This is a genomic window from Pedobacter sp. 01N310, assembly GCF_056399805.1.
Window position 1 is genome coordinate 140,491 of record NZ_JBFTSB010000001.1, and the last position, 20,232, is coordinate 160,722.

At 40.7% G+C, this 20,232-nt stretch carries 12 protein-coding genes; all 12 read left to right on the forward strand.

Annotated features, from left to right (window positions below; translation table 11 throughout):
• The first annotated feature begins 394 nt into the window (after nucleotides 1-394).
• The 12 genes from AC1DNH_RS00510 (at nucleotide 395) to AC1DNH_RS00565 (ending at nucleotide 19,253) form a co-directional block, all read left to right on the forward strand.
• Nucleotides 395-1,399 carry an LLM class flavin-dependent oxidoreductase gene (locus AC1DNH_RS00510; RefSeq protein ID WP_477584834.1) on the forward strand — a complete coding sequence of 335 codons (1,005 nt, stop codon included), beginning with the start codon at nucleotides 395-397 and terminating at the stop codon, nucleotides 1,397-1,399.
• 465 nt (nucleotides 1,400-1,864) lie between these two features.
• On the forward strand, nucleotides 1,865-2,428 hold the full coding sequence (locus AC1DNH_RS00515; protein WP_477584835.1) for an RNA polymerase sigma factor: 564 nt from the start codon (nucleotides 1,865-1,867) through the stop codon (nucleotides 2,426-2,428).
• 63 nt (nucleotides 2,429-2,491) lie between these two features.
• Nucleotides 2,492-3,436: a FecR family protein gene (locus AC1DNH_RS00520; RefSeq protein WP_477625060.1), complete on the forward strand. Its 945-nt coding sequence runs from the start codon at nucleotides 2,492-2,494 to the stop codon at nucleotides 3,434-3,436.
• A gap of 228 nt (nucleotides 3,437-3,664) precedes the next feature.
• Complete coding sequence (locus AC1DNH_RS00525) at nucleotides 3,665-6,898, forward strand: SusC/RagA family TonB-linked outer membrane protein (RefSeq protein WP_477609180.1); 3,234 nt, start codon at nucleotides 3,665-3,667, stop codon at nucleotides 6,896-6,898.
• Between the two features lie 13 nt (nucleotides 6,899-6,911).
• Entirely contained in the window at nucleotides 6,912-8,435 is a 1,524-nt protein-coding gene (locus AC1DNH_RS00530) for a RagB/SusD family nutrient uptake outer membrane protein (RefSeq protein ID WP_477584559.1), read from the forward strand.
• Nucleotides 8,429-10,291, forward strand: coding sequence for an alkaline phosphatase (locus AC1DNH_RS00535; RefSeq protein WP_477625061.1), 1,863 nt, complete (start codon nucleotides 8,429-8,431; stop codon nucleotides 10,289-10,291). The genes AC1DNH_RS00530 and AC1DNH_RS00535 overlap by 7 nt, the downstream gene beginning before the upstream one ends.
• A 113-nt stretch (nucleotides 10,292-10,404) precedes the next feature.
• Entirely contained in the window at nucleotides 10,405-11,307 is a 903-nt protein-coding gene (locus AC1DNH_RS00540; protein WP_477609176.1) for a metallophosphoesterase family protein, read from the forward strand.
• A gap of 329 nt (nucleotides 11,308-11,636) precedes the next feature.
• Nucleotides 11,637-12,932: an esterase-like activity of phytase family protein gene (locus AC1DNH_RS00545; protein ID WP_477581437.1), complete on the forward strand. Its 1,296-nt coding sequence runs from the start codon at nucleotides 11,637-11,639 to the stop codon at nucleotides 12,930-12,932.
• A 116-nt stretch (nucleotides 12,933-13,048) separates the two neighbouring features.
• Nucleotides 13,049-13,501 (forward strand): LytR/AlgR family response regulator transcription factor, encoded by a 453-nt coding sequence (locus AC1DNH_RS00550; RefSeq protein WP_477581435.1) that lies wholly within the window; start codon nucleotides 13,049-13,051, stop codon nucleotides 13,499-13,501.
• Nucleotides 13,498-13,965, forward strand: coding sequence for a hypothetical protein (locus AC1DNH_RS00555; protein WP_477581434.1), 468 nt, complete (start codon nucleotides 13,498-13,500; stop codon nucleotides 13,963-13,965). Before AC1DNH_RS00550 ends, AC1DNH_RS00555 begins: the two co-directional genes overlap by 4 nt.
• Nucleotides 13,966-14,114: 149 nt before the next feature.
• A complete protein-coding gene (locus tag AC1DNH_RS00560) occupies nucleotides 14,115-15,890 on the forward strand; it encodes an aminopeptidase P family protein (protein WP_477581432.1) in 1,776 nt (591 codons plus the stop codon).
• A gap of 597 nt (nucleotides 15,891-16,487) precedes the next feature.
• Nucleotides 16,488-19,253: a DUF5695 domain-containing protein gene (locus AC1DNH_RS00565; protein WP_477581430.1), complete on the forward strand. Its 2,766-nt coding sequence runs from the start codon at nucleotides 16,488-16,490 to the stop codon at nucleotides 19,251-19,253.
• Nucleotides 19,254-20,232: the final 979 nt, after the last annotated feature.

Genomic DNA, 20,232 nt, shown 5'->3' on the forward strand with positions numbered 1-20,232 from the left:
TCTGTACGGATTAATTTAAAGTCTTTTCTTATTTACTAATTTAACGCAAAAATGTGTCAATTAAGTTTAAAAGATGCAGGCAATAGCTATAATCCATAAAAATATTCTAGAATACCGGTAAAGAAATATACTCCTCCTTTAATGGTTTTGCTAATCGAATTACAAGTTTTAATTAAGCTAAGAGCGCAGATTTGTACGTTTTGTTACAATAAGATATATACTTCTATATCCGTGTAGTCTCTGCTGTCTGATCGGGTTTTCACTTTGCACAGATTCCTTGCATAATACCCACTTGTGCAGATTAGTGTTGGTTAAACGTCATATATATTCAGATAAACCAGACTTGGTTTTATTAAGGATATTTTTGCAGCATAGATTTTATTCCTATTAATTTATGGCTGATCACTTATTGAAAAATATACGTTATTCCGTTCTCGATCTTGCAACCGTGTTAGATGGTTTTACTGCTGCAGATACCTTTAAAACAAGCCTCGATTTAGCTAAACAGTCTGAAACTTTAGGTTATACACGTTACTGGTTTGCTGAACACCATAACATGGCTGGTGTTGCCAGTTCGGCAACAGCTGTGCTTATTGGTTATATTGCTGGTGGCACCGATAGCATCCGCGTAGGCTCTGGAGGCATTATGCTACCCAATCATGCACCTTTAATTGTTGCCGAACAATTTGGTACTTTGGCCTCTCTTTATCCCAACCGTATCGATCTGGGCTTGGGCAGGGCACCCGGAACCGACCAGGTTACGGCAATGGCCATCCGTGGCGAAAATTTTAGTGCTGTTCATAGTTTCCCCAGGGATATTGAGAAACTACAGCAGTTTTTCTCTGCGAATAATAATCGTGCGAGTGTAAGGGCCATTCCGGGAGAAGGATTGGATATCCCGATCTGGATTTTAGGTTCGAGCACAGATAGCGCACGCTTAGCAGCAGAAAAAGGCCTCCCTTATGCTTTTGCCAGTCATTTTGCACCAGCTTATTTCGAACAAGCCATCGCAATTTATAGAAATAACTTTAAGCCCTCCCCATTTTTACAGGAACCTTATATAATGGCCTGCGTAAATGTGGTTGCTGCCGATACCGATGCAGAAGCTGAACGTTTATCAAGCTCGGTAAAGCGGATGTTCCTGGGTGTAATTACAGGTAAAAGAGAATTGTTAAAGCCTGCAGTTGATGATATCAATCAATATTGGGATCAGTTGGAAAAAGAAGCTGTAGAACAAATGTTGTATTATTCTTTTATTGGTAGTGCCGAAACCATTAGCGGGAATTTAGAAGCTTTTGTTGCAAAACATGGCGTAAACGAGATCATGAGCACCTCGCATATTTACGATCATCAGGCAAAATTGCATTCGAATAGAATTTTTGCCGGGTTGTTTGGGTAATTGTAGCGTACAAATCAATCATGTTCCCGTTGATAGCTGATTTACGCAGAACCTATTGCAATTTGCCATTAATCAGTTAAGAACATTAAGATTTTCGTAGCTCAGATCCTGCGATCGTCCTCCTGAACTTGTTTCAGGATCTATCCAACTTGGGTTATTTCTGCCACGGAAGCACAGATTTGCATGGAATTAAACTTATTCTTTTTGCTTTCAGCTTTAGTCTTTCCTACCATTAAGCAGTTAAGGGCATTAAGACTCTACTATAAATCATCAGCGGCAATCTTTTTAAATCTGCGGGAAATCAATCGAATAATATTCCCGCGGATATCGTTGATGCGCGCAGAATCTTTTCATCTTCCATTATTAAAGCCCCAATTCTATTATCCACATCATCTACTCTTTAAGATTTGTTAATACTAAGGGAATATTGGCCCCTTAGCTTTGCGCTTTATAAAGCGGCATCCCTTGGACAATTCATTATTTTCATCTTTACAACTTGGCGACCACCGGGCTATGGACGAAATCTACCAGACCTACTGGGAGAATGTTTTTGATGCGGCCTTTAAAAAAACGGGTGATGAGGCATTGGCACAGGATATTACACAGGATATTTTCATATCCCTCTGGGAGAACCGAACAGCGATTAGCCTAACAGGAAGCCTCGGTGCCTATCTTTATGGTGCTGTAAAATATAAGGTGATTAATTATTTCAGGTCAGGCAGCATTAAAGAATATCACCAAACTGCACTTAAAACACTAATGAATGAGCAGCATATTGCAGCAGCTGATGATAAACTGATTTTAAAAGAGCTTCATTTAGAAGTTGATGCCGCCATTGCACTTTTGCCCGTAAAAATGCAATTGGTATTCTCGATGAGCCGAAAACAGGAAAAATCCATCAAAGAAATAGCTTTAGAACTTGATGTTTCGGTTCAGACAGTAAAAAACCAGATTTCTGCAGCACTAAAATTGCTCAAAAAAAGCCTTTCCTATATCCTGCTCATTGCGGCTTTAATCGGCTTAACATAAAGTTAATTTATAGATAACATTCTTGGTTAGTACCGATCTGCTTTTCAACTGACATGTATTTAAATGACAGAAGAACAGGCAAAGGAACTGCTGCAGAAATATCTCAATAAGCAGGCAAGTCCGCAAGAGCAAAAAAAAGTTGAAGAGTGGTATGCCACGCTCAATCAGGAAAATATTGAATTGGCAGCCGACCGGAAAGTAGCAATAGGGCAGCAAATGTTTGTTCATCTTCAGGCCGCTATGCACCAAAAGCCAGAACATGGCAAAGTATTCAGATTACAGCCTTTTATCAGGGTTGCTGCCGCCGTACTCATCATCATTACACTGGGAATAAGCATTTGGAAACTCAATATCCCAGTGAAGCTCGAAAATCAGGTTACCGTAGTTACCGGAAGTACAGAACGGAAGCACATTACCTTATCAGATGGTTCGGTGGTTTTGTTAGGTCCGTCTGCAAAACTCTGTTATCCTAAAGCATTTGCTTCAAACAACCGCCAGATTGCATTAAAAGAGGGCGAAGCTTTTTTTGATATTACCCATCAGGAAAAAAGACCGTTTACGGTACATACTGCATCTGGGGTCGACATTCGGGTGTTGGGTACCTCTTTCAAGGTTAAGTCGTATCAGGCCAGCAAACACATCGAAGTTGCCGTAATTACCGGAAAGGTTGCCGTAAGCAACAAAAAAGTAAATCTGGGCACATTGATTAAAGATGAGTTTTTAATCTATGATAAAACTGCCGGTCGAGCTGACATTGGCAAAAATAAATCTGCGACCTATATCGAACTTGCTTTTGACGGAGCAAGTTTAGAACAGGTAATCAGCAAACTCCAATATGCCTACAGCATTAAAATTTTGCTGAATGACAGTGCTTTGGCCAAACTTAAAACCACTGCTTCTTTCAGTAGCAAACAATCGCCTGAAGAGATTTTGGATATCATCTGCAGCCTGCACCACCTAAAATTCAACGGATCAAAAAATCATAAAACATTTAATATATACAGATGAGATGAGCAGGTAATATAGAAATACTTAGCGGTGCCAGTTAGACTGGCCACCGTAATCTTTCTTTCCGGCCAAAGGGCCAGGGTAATTAAAAGCTTTAAAAAACAAATCAAACAAATGAAACCAACCTCCGCTAAGAGGACATCAGCTCTTTATAAGATCATGAAATACGCATGTTTAACATTTTCAATTCTCTGCATATTTTGCAGCTCAATCCTGGCCTCGGCTGGTATGGCACAAAAGTTAGAGAAAACTACAGTCAGTATTACGATTAATAAAGGCCGTAAGATGACCGAAATTATCAAAGAAATCGAGTCGCGCACCGGACTTAGCTTTGTTTACAATCCAGATCAGCTGCAACAAAAAAACATGTTTGTAAGTGGCGATTTTACCACAGAGCCTGTAAGGTCACTATTGGATAAGCTTGGATTACAGGTTTTAGAAAAAGGTGAATATGTAATTTTAAACAACGCCGTTCAGAATAAACCAGACCGGGTTATCACCGGGATTGTGCGCGATTCAACAGGTTTAGTGCTTCCCGGTGTTTCGGTGAAGGTACTGGGCACGCAAAGCGGCACTGTAACCGATGGAAACGGTGCTTACCGCGTTGAAGTAGGCGCTGACGCGGTGTTATCGTTCTCTATGATCGGTTACCGTACCAAAGAAGTAAAAGTGAGTGAAAACCAAATCATTAATATGGTGTTGAGCGAAGAACGTTCGATGCTTGCCGATGTGGTGGTAGTAGGTTATGGAACACAGAAGAAAGAAACCTTAACAGGCGCAATCAGCATTGTTGGGCTGGATAAACTTTCTTCGCGCTCATTAAATAGTGTAGGAGAGGTATTGGCTGGAAAATCGCCAGGTGTAATTGTAACTAACGAGGGTGGTGATCCAACTTCTGCTCCACGCATTAATATCCGCGGTGCGGGAGGGATTAACGGAGAAAATGTATTGTATGTGATCGATGGGTCTATATTTTCAGGTACACCACAGCTTAATCCTAACGATATCGAATCTATTTCGGTATTAAAAGATGCATCTGCGGCAATTTACGGCGCCAGGGCATCAGGCGGTGTGGTATTGGTCACAACTAAAAAAGGAAAGAGCGGTAAAATGCAGATTAGTTTCGATGCCAAACTTGGGCAACAAAGCGCATGGAAGAAATTGGAGCCATTAAACGCTCAGCAACGCGCGCAGGTGGCCGCAACTGCTGCCAAAAACGGTGGTACAACCATATTACCAGCTTTTGATATTTCGAAATATCCTGATGGACAGATTACACGCACCAACTGGATGGACGAGGTTTTTAGAGATGGATTGTTACAGGATTACAATGCCGCAATAAACGGTGGTAGCGAAAAATCTAATTATTACCTAAGTTTCAATTACCGTAATGCAGAAGGCATTGTGTTAAATACCAAAACTAAGCGCTATAACTTCAGGATCAATACCGAGCACGAAGTAACCAATTGGTTAAAAGTTGGCGAAAACCTTTCGTATAGCAGTACCAATGGTAATGGTGCAAATACCAGCAGCGATTATACTGGTGCCTTACTATCGGCTATCTATTATCCAACCAACGGAACGCCATATAATGCCGACGGCAGTTTTGCCGGTTTACCAGGCGGACAGTATGCTGGCGATTATGGTGATATTGTTAATCCAGTTGCCGATCTGCAACGTATTGATATAAACAATCCTGTAAATGTGCTTGTGGTTAATCCTTATGCCAACGTTAAACTGGCCAAAGGTTTAACCTTTAGATCTAACTTAAGCATTACTAAAACCGATGCTGCATTTAAAAGCTTTACGCCAAAAAGGCCAGAGGTAGGAAAACCAGTATTGAGCAATGGTTTACAGGAAAGCAGCAGCCGTGCCAATGATTTTCTTGCTGAGCAGGTTTTAAGTTATAAAGCAACCTTTGGTAATCACCAACTAGATCTTACCGGTGGTTATTCTTTCCAGAAAACTAAAAGCAATAGCTTGTCAGCTTCAGGAGCAGGTTTTGACGACGAATCGCCTCAATACAGATACCTGGTTAACGCAACAGTTATTCAGCCGTCGGTTAGCGCGATGTATGAACAGGCACTTTCTTCATTATTTTTAAGGGCCAATTATAATTACAAAGAGAAATATTTATTGTCGCTAATCGGCCGTCGTGATGGATCATCGCTGTTAAGTAAAAATAACAGGACGAAAAACTACGGGTCAGCTTCCCTCGGTTGGGTGGTAAGCAAAGAAGATTTTCTTAAAGATGCAACCTGGTTAAATGAACTGAAACTAAGGGGCAGTTACGGCATATTGGGTAATTTAGGATCGCTTAATGCCTCTGCTGTAAATCCATTGTTAAGTGCTACTCAAAGTTATTTCGGGCAAACACCAACTTTACAGAATGGTTATGTACAGAATGTTTTAGCCAATAAAGATTTAACATGGGCAGAATCAAAGCAAACGAACTTTGGTCTTGATATGACAGTTCTCAACAGATTAAGCCTTAATGCTGATTATTTTATCAAAGAAACCAATAAGATGATCTTAACCAGGTCGCTACCAGGGACAGCAGGTTTAAATACGCAGACCATAAATGCTGGTATTGTAAAAGATAAAGGTATAGAACTGGGTTTAACTTATAATAGCGATAAAAATGCAGCATTTACTTATACCGTAAACGCTACTTTAACCAAAATTAACAACAAAGTACAGGAACTGGCACCGGGATTGGAAAACATTGCTGTGGGTACCAACTTCCGGAATGAACTTGCGCCGCTTACCATTCGGGTTGGCCAACCTTTGTACAGTTACTACGTGTTAAAAACCGACGGCATTTTTCAGAGCCAGGCAGAAGCTGATAATTATAAAAATACCAAGGGGACTAAGATTCAACCGAATGCGAAAGCAGGTGATTTTAAATTTGTTGATATCAACGGCGACGGATCTATTGATGGTAAAGACCGTTATTTCGCTGGCAGCGCTTATCCTGATTTCTCTTACGGATTGAGCTTTAATGCAAGTTATAAAAATTTCGATTTCAATATTTTTGCGCAAGGCGTACAGGGGAATAAATTGTTTAATGCGGTAAAGCGTACTACTTATAGTGCTAGTGGGCCATCTTACAACAAACTGGTGGGTATCCTAGATGCCTGGTCGCCAGAGAATCCCGGTGGTAAAGTGCCGATTGTTTCAACAAGTGATGCCAATGGGAACTTTAATGCTTCCGATTTTTATATCGAAGATGGTTCTTACCTGCGCATCCGTAACGTTACCCTGGGTTACAGTTTACCAAAATCAATCGCCAATAAATTAAAAACAGGTGCGGTAAGGGTTTATGCTACGGCAAACAATCTTTTTACCATTACCAAATACTCAGGCTTTGATCCCGAAATCGGAATGGACAACAATGGAGTGGATGTTGGCCGTTATCCTCAGGCCAGAAGCTTTATTCTTGGTTTAAGCGTAAATCTATAATCACAAAACAACAATGAAAACGAATTTAAAATATATGGCATTTGCCGCCCTTGCTTTTTTCTCTTCATGTACAAAAGAGCTTGATATTGTACCTGAAGGATCTCCATCGGCTCAAAATTTCTGGAAAACCAAAGAAGATGCCATAAAAGCAGAAGCTGGGATGTATGAAAATTACAATGCAGAAGACTTTTATGGTCGTGGGATGTTCTGGTTTATCAATGCCAGCGATGATATGGTTACCGGACGTAACAAGCCAGAGGCCGATAATATCAAAAATTTTAACCGTACCTATGTTGGTGGAGGTTATACCGAAACCCAATGGAGCATGCGTTATGCCATTATCAAACGGGCTAACGATATTATTAACAATGTGCCGGCCATCGCAATGGATGAGACCTTGAAAAAACAGATTATTGGTGATGCTTATTTTAATGCCGGACTGGTTTACTTCCAGTTGGCCGCCAATTACGGTAACGATAAAGCAGGGGTACCGATCGTAACGCCGGAAAGCGATCCCGCTCAGCCTATTGCCCGTGCAAAAAATGTAAATGAAAACTACGATTATATCATTTCACTTTTATTAAAAGCAGCTGATAACCTTCCCCTGTTTTCGGCAATGAAACCAGCAGATTACGGTAAAGCACATAAAACAGCTGCCTGGGCATACCTCTCTAAAGTGTACCTGTACAAAAAAGATTATGCCAATGCCGCTAAGTATGCTGATATGGTCATCACTTCAGGGCAACACGATTTAGTAAATACAGGTTTTGCGGATGTATTTAAAGCAGCCAACAACTGGTCAAAAGAATACATTTGGTCGGTGGTGTGTACGCCAAGTGGTGGTGGCACCGGCTGGGGAAGTAAACTTCCGGGCGTAATGTTAACCAATAAAGCCTGGGGAATTTATAACGGATGGGGTTATTACCTGCCAACCAAAGAACTTTACGATTCTTACGAAACTGGCGATCAGCGCCGTGAAGCCACCATTTTAAAACCTGGCGATAAATTTATGTTCTTTGGTGCTGAGCGCAGCTTTACCAAAGATGGAGGAGCAACTTCAAACTACCAGTTTAAAAAATATATGGAGCCGTTTTCATATGCTAATCCAATTCCAACGCATGTTAATCCGAACGGAGATAATGGCACAACAGATTTAAATGTGCCTTTAATGCGTTATGCTGAAGTGTTACTGATCAAAGCTGAAGCCGCAATTAACCTTAGCGGTGCAGGGGCAGGCGATACCGAACTGAACAAAATCAGGCTACGCGCAGGTTTAGGTACCAAAACAGGAATGACTATCGACGACCTTAAACGCGAACGCCGTAACGAACTTGCAGGAGAATGGGCCGACCGTCACCGCGATTTAGTAAGATGGGGTGATGCTCAGGTAACTTATGCCAAACCATTACACGATTTTGATGGGAGCGTAATTTGGCCTGCAAGAACTTTCAATCCACAGGTACATGATGTTTGGGCCGTACCACAGAGAGAAATTGATAACAGTGCAGGTGTAATTAAACAAAATCCAGGATGGTAAAATCGAATAAACTGATCCTCTTTTTATTATTGGCTTTAGGTGTACATTCAGTTTCTGCTCAGCAGAAACTGAATGCCGCTAATGGACACAGCCATAATGATTATAAGCAGCAGATTCCTTTGTTGGAGGCCTATTATGCTGGCATGGGATCTATAGAGGCAGATGTGTTTTACCGTAACGGAGAATTGTTTGTTGCCCACGAAAGCAGCGAAATCACCTCAGGCAAAACATTGAAAAAATTATATATCGATCCATTGGTGGCGTTTTTTAAAGATCATGCCAATCATCCTTATGCTGATCCGAAACAAAAACTTCAGCTGGTTATCGATATAAAGGAGGATTATGAACACGTGATCCCGAAATTATTGGCCGATTTAAAAGGTAATGAATCTGTTTTCGATCAACAGATCAATCCTTCAGCCATTAAAATTGTAATGAGTGGGGCTGTTCCGCCTGCCGAAAAGTTTAAGAATTATCCGTCACTCATTAGTTTCGATGGCCGTCCCGCAAATCAATACACAAGTGATCAGTTAGAGCACATTGGGATGATTAGTGATGATATTTCTCATTATTCGGTATGGAATGGAAAAGGTACCCCAACACCAACCGATTTAGAAAAAATGAAAGCGGTAATTGCCAAAGTACATGCACTGGGTAAACCTTTCCGTTTTTGGGCAACTAAAGATAGTCCGAACAGCTGGAAAGAACTGGAACATATGGGGGTTGATTGGATCGGAACGGATCATCCCGCATTGCTAAAAGATTTTTACCAGAACAGGGCTAAGCTCGAGTACAGCAACCCGAAGGCTTATACACCTTATCAGCCAACTTACAAAAGCGACGGATTAAAAACCAAAGCCAAAAATGTAATTCTTTTAATAGGGGATGGAATGGGACTGGCACAGATTCAGGCAGGTTTGAGTGCTAATTTTGGTCAATCCAACATCATCACGATTAAACATCTTGGCCTTTCGCGCACCGAAGCTTCCAATTCAGATTTTACTGATTCTGCAGCAGGTGCAACGGCTATGGCTACAGGACATAAAACCAATAACCGTTACATCAGCGTCGATTCTACAGGTAAAGCACTTCAGTCTATTCCTGATATTTTGGCCCCTTACGGTCTTACAAGCGGGATCATCAGCAGTGGTGATATTACCGATGCTACTCCTGCAGCATTTTATGCTCATCAGCTTGAACGATCTATGACGAAGGAAATTGCCGCCGATTTTCAGAACGGACATGTTGATGTTCTGGTTGGTTCGAAACGCAAAAGTTTTACCGAGAATCCAGATCAAAAATTGATGGATAAAATCTCGGCCAAGGGTTATACACTACAGAAAGACCTAAAAAGTTTTGCTGCCTCAAATGCAGATAAGCAAGTGGTACTTTTAGACGATTCTGCTACGCGGAAAGTATTGGATGGCCGGGGAGAAATGCTGAAGATTTCGTTCTTAAAAACGGTTGAACTGCTCTCGAAAAATAAAAAAGGATTTTTCATCATGGCAGAAGGGGCACAGATTGATCATGGCGGACACGCAAACGATTTGCCTTTCGCGGTAACCGAACAACAAGATTTTGACCGTTTGGTGGGTGAAGCCTTAAGGTTTGCCGACCAGGATGGCGAAACGTTGGTAATCGTAACTGCCGATCACGAAACCGGAGGACTGTCGCTTCTGGATGCCTCTTATAGAAAAGGAACCGTTCGTGGCAATTTCAGTACAGATGACCATACCAATATCATGGTGCCTGTATTTGCTTACGGTCCTGGTTCGGATGCCTTTATCGGGGTATATCCTAATCATCAGATTTTTTATAAAATCATCGAAGCTTATCGTTTAAAGAAAACTCGATAAATCTTTAAAATACCAAAAATCTGCAAGGCGGTGTCTGTATACCACAGCACCGCTTTTTTCTTAACGTTAAAGCAACGTGGCAGTGCTAATTTTGAAACAATAAAAAGAATGTTATGGAAAGAAGATCCGCACTTAAGAATATAGGTGGCCTGTTTTTACTGCCAACCCTACCTGCATTTTCTTCGTCAGCCGATAAAAAAACGGTGCTAAGAGTGGCACACATCACTGATGTGCATCTTAAAAATCAATTCAATGCGCCCGCCAGGTTTGTTAAATGTCTGCACCATTTACAGTCGCAATCGCCCAAGATAGACCTGGTTCTAAATGGAGGAGATGTCGTTTTTGATATGAACAAAGAAAACATCAATACCATTAATGATCAATGGAAACTGGTAAACGAGACGATGAAGAACGAATGTAACCTTCCTGTGCATTACTGTTTGGGCAATCACGATATCTGGTGGAATGAAAACACCAGGGGCGATGTTTTTTACGGGAAGAAATATGCCATAGATAAATTGCAGCTGGTTAAGCCTTATTATAGTTTAATGCAGAACGGATGGAAGATTATTGTGCTGGATAGTACCCACCTGGATATTGACAATACCTGGTATATTGGAAAATTGGGCGATGAGCAGTTAACATGGTTAAAAAACGAACTCGAAACAACAAGTGCTGAAATGCCCGTAATGGTAATGTCGCACATTCCAATCCTTACCGCGCTTTTAATGATAGAAGATGATATTGTAAACAAATGGACCATGTTGGGTGGTGATATGCATACCGATACGAGCAAAATTATTAATCTTTTTTATCAACATCCTAATGTAAAACTGTGTTTAAGTGGCCACTTGCACATGCGTGATAAAGTGGTTTACAACGGTGTTACCTATCTTTGTAACGGTGCTGTATCAGGCGCTTGGTGGGAAGGCAACAGGAGAGAAACCGCCCCAGGCTATGGACTGGTCGATTTACATGCTGATGGCAGTTTTGAAGAGCAGTATGTGAATTATTGATGATATAAATTTTCAAGATTCGTCATCCCCGTGCAGACGGGGATCTTAATGCAATAGTGCCTGGTCATGGCATTACGATTATTCATCAGTTTTCCTTTATTCAGAGGCATTCATGAGCACTCCGTGGTTCCCAATCAAGTTGGGAATGACGCCGGCATTTGAATTTACTAATAAGCTTAATGTCCTTAGCTTCTTAATGGTCGAAAGCAATTAAAATAAAAGTTGCTTTTTAAGATTGCATAACCTTATGGGAGAACTATTCTTGTTATTGCCTTAACACAGGCTTCATACCTGTATGCTTGCTTTGTTCTAAAAATATTCCTAATTAAATGAAAAAAGAATTACTCACTCTAATAGTAGCCATATCTATCGGTATGGTATCATGCAAGAAAAGTCACGAAGAAACCCCTTTAGAATTTAGCTATCCTGCCGTTGCAGAAGTTTCCGATCCTTCGGTGCTTTTCACAACTGCTGCTGGTGTAAAAGTGTACAACGGAGGTTTTGGATCAGCTGTTGCCGCCGACCCCAACTCGCCGGATGTTTTTTATATGCTAACCGATAGGGGTTCGAACGTTGCCGGACAGCTCGCAAACTCAATTATCATAGGAAAACCTGATTTTGATCCACAGATTGGGAAATTCAGGCTGAAAGATGGGAAATTGGTACTCGAACAAACCATCGAACTTAAAAATGCATCCGGTAATAAATTAAACGGACTTCCAAACCCTGCAGGAATGGGGGCTTCTGGTGAAACTGCTTACGACCTAAATGGACGGGTGATTGCGCCAAGTGCCGATGGAATCGACTCAGAAGGTTTGGTAAGGGCAGCTGACGGATCATTTTGGATCAGCGATGAATATGGCCCACACATTGCACACTTCGATGCAACTGGTAAAACAATAGAACGCATTAATCCATTCGGAACTGGAACCGGTGGACGCACTATTCCGGCTGTATTTGCCAATAGAAGAGCAAACCGTGGCATGGAAGGCTTGGCCATTACTCCAGATGGAAAAACGCTGGTAGGCATGATGCAGTCGCCAATGTACAATCCGTCTAAAGCTGCAGTTGCCAATTCGGTGGTATTAAGAATTTTGACTTTTGATATCGCAAGCGGAGCAACCAAGCAATACGCTTACCTGATGGATAACACTACTTTAACAGGTGTGAGCGATATTGTTGCCGTTAACAGCACTACTTTCCTAACCATCGAGCGTGACGGATTGTATGGCGGTGCAGCAAGCAACCCGGCAACATTTAAAAAAGTTTTTAAAATAGACCTGAGTGGTGCTACCGATATTTCTGATTCCGGCAATGGTGTAACAGGTAAACTTTATGGCGGCAAAACCGTGGAAGAACTGAACAACGCAGCAGGTTTAAACACAGCGGGAATTACCCCGGTAAGCAAAACCATCGTTTTAGACCTGCTGAAAGATCTACCTTCCATTTATCCGCACGATAAAGCAGAAGGTTTGGCCTTACTGCCTGGCAACATCCTCGCGATTTCTAATGATGATGATTTTGGTGTGGTGGATAACGGGGCAAGTGGCTTTGCACAAAAAATATTGCCTTTAACAAATTCGGTTGATAGAAACCGTTTATACTTTGTTAAAATTAAACTTTAAAGCATTTAGCCATGTGTCAATTGACTCATGGCTATTTATACCATGAAATAAGATGCAAGTTGATATACTGTCTCATTAGTATGCTCATTACTACCGTACTTTTACCCTTTTTTTGCATGGCTATAGGAATTGAGGTTTACATTGTTAAGCTTTGTACAGCCTATCTTAATTTGCCTATGTATTACAGTTGTGCAATTGTTGATGATGAACAGCACGCGATTGATGTACTCCACGATTATATTGAAGATATCCGTTTTTTAAAACTGTTTAGCGCCTTTAATAATCCATTTGATGCCTTAAAAACAATTAGTGCCGGCGATAAAATCGATTTTCTTTTTCTAGATATAGATATGGATGGAATGAAGGGAACTGAACTATCACAGCATCTCCGCTCGAAAGCCAGGTTTGTGATCTACGCATCCGCCCACCTCGAAAATGAGGTAAGAAAAATAGATTCTAGCTTTGAATGTTATCTTGGCAAACCGATCTCAATGAAACGTTTTACTGGCACCATTGATAAACTGATACGACTTAATAATCTGCCGATTAAAAATGAAAATAGCTTATGATCGAACTTAATTACCTTTTTGAACAGGAATTTTTAGAAGATGTATCCTATCAGTTAATACAGTCAAGCATGGAAGACCCATGGTTGGTGCTGTCTGGATGTAAAGTGCTGGGGATTATTGATGAAGTTGAAGGGAACTGGAGCCAGATTATAGGTGGAGATATTCCACCAAAAGCAATTGAAGGGATGGGGAATTTTATTAACATGCAACAGTTTAGCTGGTTGCCGAATCTGATCAAAAAACAGTGGCCAAAGTATGTGCTTGATGTGGTCGTAGAAAATGCAGACCGTTACGAAATAATCTGCCATAAAGAGGCTTGTCTCAAACGTTTTAAACAACGTTTTACACTGGGTATCCATGCGCTTGCACAGAGAGAATCTGCGCTTGTTTTTAAAGTACGGTGCTTTCAGAAATCAGATTGTTATGAGGTGCTTAAAGCGCCTGCAATTGATCGGTACGTTTAATGTTTGTCCTGAATATTTTTAAAGGTAAACACAGGTTCCAACGCAAGCGGAATCTGCTGCGTTTTCAAAATTTATATTAATTCTTGTTTGTTTTAAGCGCTGATGTCAATGTAATATTTAAATTTGGCCCTACAAAACTCTTCCTCAACATGACCTTTGTAGAAAAACTGCAGGCCTTACGCCAGTTAATGGCTGCTCAAAAAGTAGATGCTTATATTATTACCGCGGCAGATCCTCACATCAGTGAATATTTACCAGCACATTATAAAGCTATTCCTTTTGCTTGTGGATTTACAGGGTCGGCTGGCACGCTGGTCATCACTCAGAATTTTGCTGGTCTGTGGACTGATTCGAGATATTTTACGCAGGCAGAAACACAATTAAACAATACTGGTTACGAATTGGTAAAGTTGAAAGTGCCACATACGCCCGAATACATCGATTGGTTGTGCCAGGTTTTGCCAAAGGATGCAAAAGTAGGTTTTAACCATCAGCTTATTACGGTAGGTTTGGCCCTCGAGATACAGAACAGTTTGACCCAGCGTGGAATAGAAATAATTGACGTTGATTTTATCAGCACGATTTGGCTCGATAGGGTAGGACTACCTGTAGAAAATGCCTTTTTAATAGGCGAGGAAGCTGCGGGTCTTACCATTTCGGCTAAAATAAACGAGGTAAAAGCTGCTTTAAAAATAAATGGAGCAGATTATCATTTTATTTCATCGCTTGATGACATTGCCTGGCTTTTTAACCTAAGGGGAAAAGATGTAGATTATAATCCTGTTACCTTAAGTTTTGCTTTAATTACTCCTGCAGCGGTAAAACTCTTTATCGACGAACAAAAATTGTCGCAAACAGATATTGATACTTTAAATGAGCAGGGCGTAACTTTGCATCCTTATGCTGAGGTGGCTGAGGCATTAAAAAATCTACCAAAAGGCGCGCAGGTTTTTATCGACCCTAAACGTACCTGTTTTGGCTTGTATCAGTGCTTGCCTTCTAGTGCCAAAATCGTTTCAGGCATTAATCCAAGCACACATCTAAAAAGTTTAAAGAATAATACTGAGATTAATCACATCCGCAAGGCAATGCTAAATGATGGAGTGGCTTTAACCAGGTTCTTTAAATGGATGGAAGATCATTTAGGGAAAGAAAAAATTACAGAATGGTCTGCAGCAGAGAAACTGGGTGCATTTAGGGCTGAACAAACATCTTTCGTAGGTTTAAGTTTTAATACCATAGCTGGTTACAATGCCAACGGAGCTTTGCCGCATTATAGTGTAACAGCAGAAAGCAATCAGGAAATTTTAGCCGATGGTTTGTTTCTTGTCGATTCAGGAGGCCAGTATTTGTATGGTACAACTGATATTACCAGGGTAATGCCTATTGGTAATTGCTCATCAACCCAGGCCGATGATTATACCTTGGTGCTAAAAGGCCTGATTGAAGGTTCTAAACTGATTTTTCCAGAAGGTACCAAAGGTTATCAAATCGATTCCATCTGTAGAAAACCACTCTGGGAACATGCCATAAATTTTGGTCATGGAACGGGTCACGGTATTGGCTTTTTCCTAAATGTACACGAAGGACCTCAGAATATTAGTCCAGCCAACGTAGATATTGCCTTTAAGCCAGGAATGGTAACCTCCATCGAACCAGGTATTTATCGTCCGGGAAAACATGGTGTACGCATCGAAAACCTTGTTTTATGTATCCCTAAGGGAAAAAGCGAATTTGGCGATTTTCTCACTTTCGAAACCTTAACCTTATGTTTTATCGATACCGCGATTATCAATAAAACACTTTTGGCACCAGATCAGATTGAGTGGTTAAATCAATACAATCAAATGGTGTTTGGGAAGCTTCAACCCCTTTTATCTGATGAAGAAGCTGAATGGTTGAAAGTGAAATGTCAGCCTGTTTAATCATTGTCTACCAATGATTCTAAAGAACGGTCGTCATTCCCGCACAGGCGGGAACCACGAAGTGCTCAGCAGCTAATCTTAATGCGAACAATCTTAGCGCTTTGCGTAATCTGAAGGAAAATAAATAGGTGGGTCTTTAATATAATAGTTGTCAGTCTGAGCTTGTCGAAGACCCCTATGTTGTATTAGTAAAATAATCGTTTAAATGATCTTATATCTCTTATATGATTAATAATTTGATATAGGAAAGCAATTCCTGCATTTCAATCCACGTCAGTCGCGCTTTCCGCTGTAGTCCCGACTTACTTCGGGAGCTGCCGCTGCAATCACGTTTAGGTACCCGATATAGTGCTAATGGGTTAGGTTTCCCCTCATGTGTTATTAATCTGCGTGCTTTGCGTAATCTGCGAACCTATTTTTTTCATCATGCTTCCTGCTATTCACCATCGATCCGCCATCCGTTTACCGCCTCGCGCCCAACTTCCAGTAAATACACCAATTCTTTACCGATTTTGCGCTATTTTTAAGTTCGATGCCTGCTTTATCTTTTAAATTTTAATTTTGATTTAACCACATTTCTAAATTTCCTTTATGATCATGATTATCGAACTAAAAAAGAAGAGAACCTTATCCATAATAACTTTTAAAGCAATATTTTGCTGTATTTTATCTTTCCTAAATATTGAGGTAGTTCTAGCCCAATCGCCTTGGATTGCTTTAGGCAAAAAAACATCTACTTTGGGCCTGGAAAATGGATTTTCGACTTACAATGCCGGAGCATTTAATCTAAAGCTTGTTAAGTCATCACAAACGGTAGCGGGCCTACAGCCTAAAATGGTTAAAGATTTCGATTTTGCACCCAGCGACAGTTTAAAAGTGCGTAGTTCAGATGGTTTATATCACTTGGGCGATATCAATTTGAAGTTACGCTACATTGGCGAAGAAGCCTGGAAAAGCTACAGCACAGCCGCCAAAAGAAGCCCTGTGAAAAATATTTCTATGGGTAAAAACGTACTCGCTGCTGCCGATCTTGCTGCAACACTTCCGGCTGATATGCCGCTGCAGGTTAAACGGATGTGGGAAATGTTTAACGGAAAGCTTGTGCTCCGCTTCGAACTGAAAAATAAGACCAATAAAAACGTAGAAATCGGGGCACTGGGTATTCCGATGATTTTCGATAATATTCTCGAAGGCAGGACATTGGAGCAAACCCATGCAAAAAATGTTTTTTACGATCCTTATATCGGTAAAGACGCCGGTTATCTGCAAGTTACGCGGTTAAGCGGTCATGCACCTTCTTTGCTCGTTGCGCCACTGGGACATACGCCATTTGAGGCTTATAACCCGCTTAATGATGATCGAACACCAAGAGGAATCGCGTTTGAAGGTTTTTATGAGTGGATGGTATACAGTAAAGCCTATGCAGAAAACGAATGGAAAAATGCCGAGCAATGGAATACACCGACTTCAACCACTTTAAAACCTGGTGAAACCAGAAGTTATGCCCTTCAGTTTATCCTTTCTGGAGCAGCAAAAGATATCGAAAGCAAACTGATCGAAAATAAACGACCAGTAGCAATCTCAGTTCCGGGTTATGTACTGCCTAAAGATGTGGAAGGGAAATTATTTGTTAACTACCCTAAAAAGATTAAAACTATTCAAGTTCAGCCTGAAAATGCCCTACAAGTAAGTGCATTGGCCTCAACCAAAAATGGCTGGAAAAGTTATACTGTAAAGGGAAATACCTGGGGAAGAGCAAGGTTGTCCATCACCTACGAAGATGGCTTGGAGCAAAGTATAAATTATAAGGTAATTGAAGCCGAAAGTGATGTGATTGCTAGTTATGGCAATTTTTTAACAACCAAGCAATGGTTTAACCAGGCCGACCCTATTTTTAAAAGAAGTCCATCAGCTATTACGTACGATAATGAAAAGCAACAGCAGGTAACACAAGACAATAGGGCATGGATTGCAGGTTTAAGCGATGAAGGTGGTGCAGGTTCGTGGTTGGGGGCAATAATGAAGCAATTGGTACAACCCAAGAAAGAAGAAGTTGATAAACTGAAACAATTTGTAGATAGTGTAATGTTTGGGCGGATACAACTTAAAAACGGTCCTCAGAAATATGGGGTAAAAAAGAGCTTGTTCTACTATGCACCAGATTCGCTCCCTAAAGATACTTATGCCGCAAATATAAATTTTAAAACATGGTCTGCATGGCCCAAAAAAGAAGCTGATAACCTGGGCCGGTCTTATAACTACCCGCATGTTGCAGCAGCCCATTGGGTGATGTATCGGTTGGCGCGTAATTATAGCGGCCTTGTGGAGGAGCAGAGCTGGAAACAACACCTTATAGATGCTGCTGAAACAGGCATGGCCATGGTTAATATTGCCCCTTATTACGCACAGTTCGGCCAAATGGAAGGCACAGTTTTCTATCTCATCCTAAATGACCTTAAAAACGAAGGACTAACAGAAGAAGCAGCCAGGTTAGAAAATGAAATGAAGAAGCGGGCCAACCACTGGCGTTCGCTACAATATCCCTTTGGAAGTGAAATGCCTTGGGACTCTACAGGTCAAGAAGAAGTTTATGTATGGTCGAGCTATTTTGGCTATCAAGACAAAGCAAATGTAACGCTTGATGCGATATTGGCCTATATGCCTGTGGTGCCGCATTGGGCCTATAATGGTAATGCCCGTCGGTACTGGGATTTTCTTTATGGAGGCAAACTTTCGCGTATCGAACGGATGATCCATCATTATGGTTCAGCACTCAATGCCATTCCTGTATTAATGGATTACCGTAAAAATCCCGGCGATTTCTATCTTTTGCGTGCTGGTTACGGTGGACTTTTGGGTTCGATTTCCAATATTACCCAAGAAGGTTTTGCGCCTGCAGCATTTCATGCTTATCCATCAACCTTAAAAAATGACGGCATTACCGGCGATTACGGATCCGGTTTTTTTGGCTACGCGGTTAATACATCATCGTATATCTTACAGCATCCTGAATTTGGTTGGTTGGCTTTCGGTGGCAATTTGAACAAAACAGGCAATAACATCAATGTTAAATTAACTACGGCAGCAAAATCATCGGTTTACATTGCTGCTGTAGGGCTTTGGATCAGCCTTGATGCGGGTACCATTGATGAGGTAAATTATAATACTGTAAATGGCGAAATTCGCTTAAAACTGAGCAAAGCAAATGAATATACACCTAATGCCATGTTGAGGTTGTTACAGCCTGCAAAAATTAATGGCGTCGGTTCTTATGCTGTAAAAGGCAATGGCATTAAGAAAAGGGGAGGATACGAGTTACCGCTTGCAAAAGAGCATACAACTGAAATCATTCTTCAAAGATAATATCAATTTTTCTATCGTCTCCGCCCCGTAAACTAAAATTTACGGGGCTTTTTTTTTGTTGATTTATATTGATAATCAATTATATGTATGTCTTATCAGTATTATAAATTGATATAAGTTATTCATATTAATTGTATATCAAATTATTAAACTTAAATATTTAACTTAATAGGAATGTTTTATAGATTGAAAACCATTGAATTTGTTCTATTTATAGCTACATAATTACTTCATGTTAATCAGTTTATATTTTTGTATTTCAAAAAAATATATAATTTAATAATAATATAATCCATTTAAATTTAGTAGATCGTCCTCGTTATAACGAGGATGCATGAGAAAGGCGATTTTATCGCCAATAAAAACGTGCTTATTTGTAAACCCAACTGACGTCATTCTCGCGCAGGCCTATCGTGTAGACATATCTTTTGGTTTGGGTTTTTATGCGTTTTGCTAACCAACTTTAATAAAGCAAAGGTTTTACCGAAGAACGCCGTCAATCCCAAGTGGCGGAGAAATCAAAAAAATAGTTACACAAAAGAAAAAATAGCACTACCAAACCTTAAACGTAGTGGTTTTGTGTTCATAAACGCTGCTTCAAAATGTTACGAAAATTGAACACAAAACGAAGTGCCGCTATTTTTTTGATGTGCTTGGATTGTGCTGAGCCGCCTTGTTGGATTGACAAAGCGCTTTGGGTACTTTGGCGCTCCAAAGTACCATGCCCTGCGGCAAAGAGCGGAAAAATCAATATTTGTTTCCACGTGACGATTTTTTTCGGAACATAGCGCTGTTAATTACAGGAAAGATGCTGAAATAAATTCAGCATGACGATCGACCTAGGCAACGACGCTAAAAACAAATGTAAATAAAGAGAGATGTGTCCACACGATACGCGCAGGCGGGAACCATGATGTGCTCAGCGAAGCTGATGTTAAAGCTTAAGCACGATTTCCAATCAAGTTGGAATGATGGAACG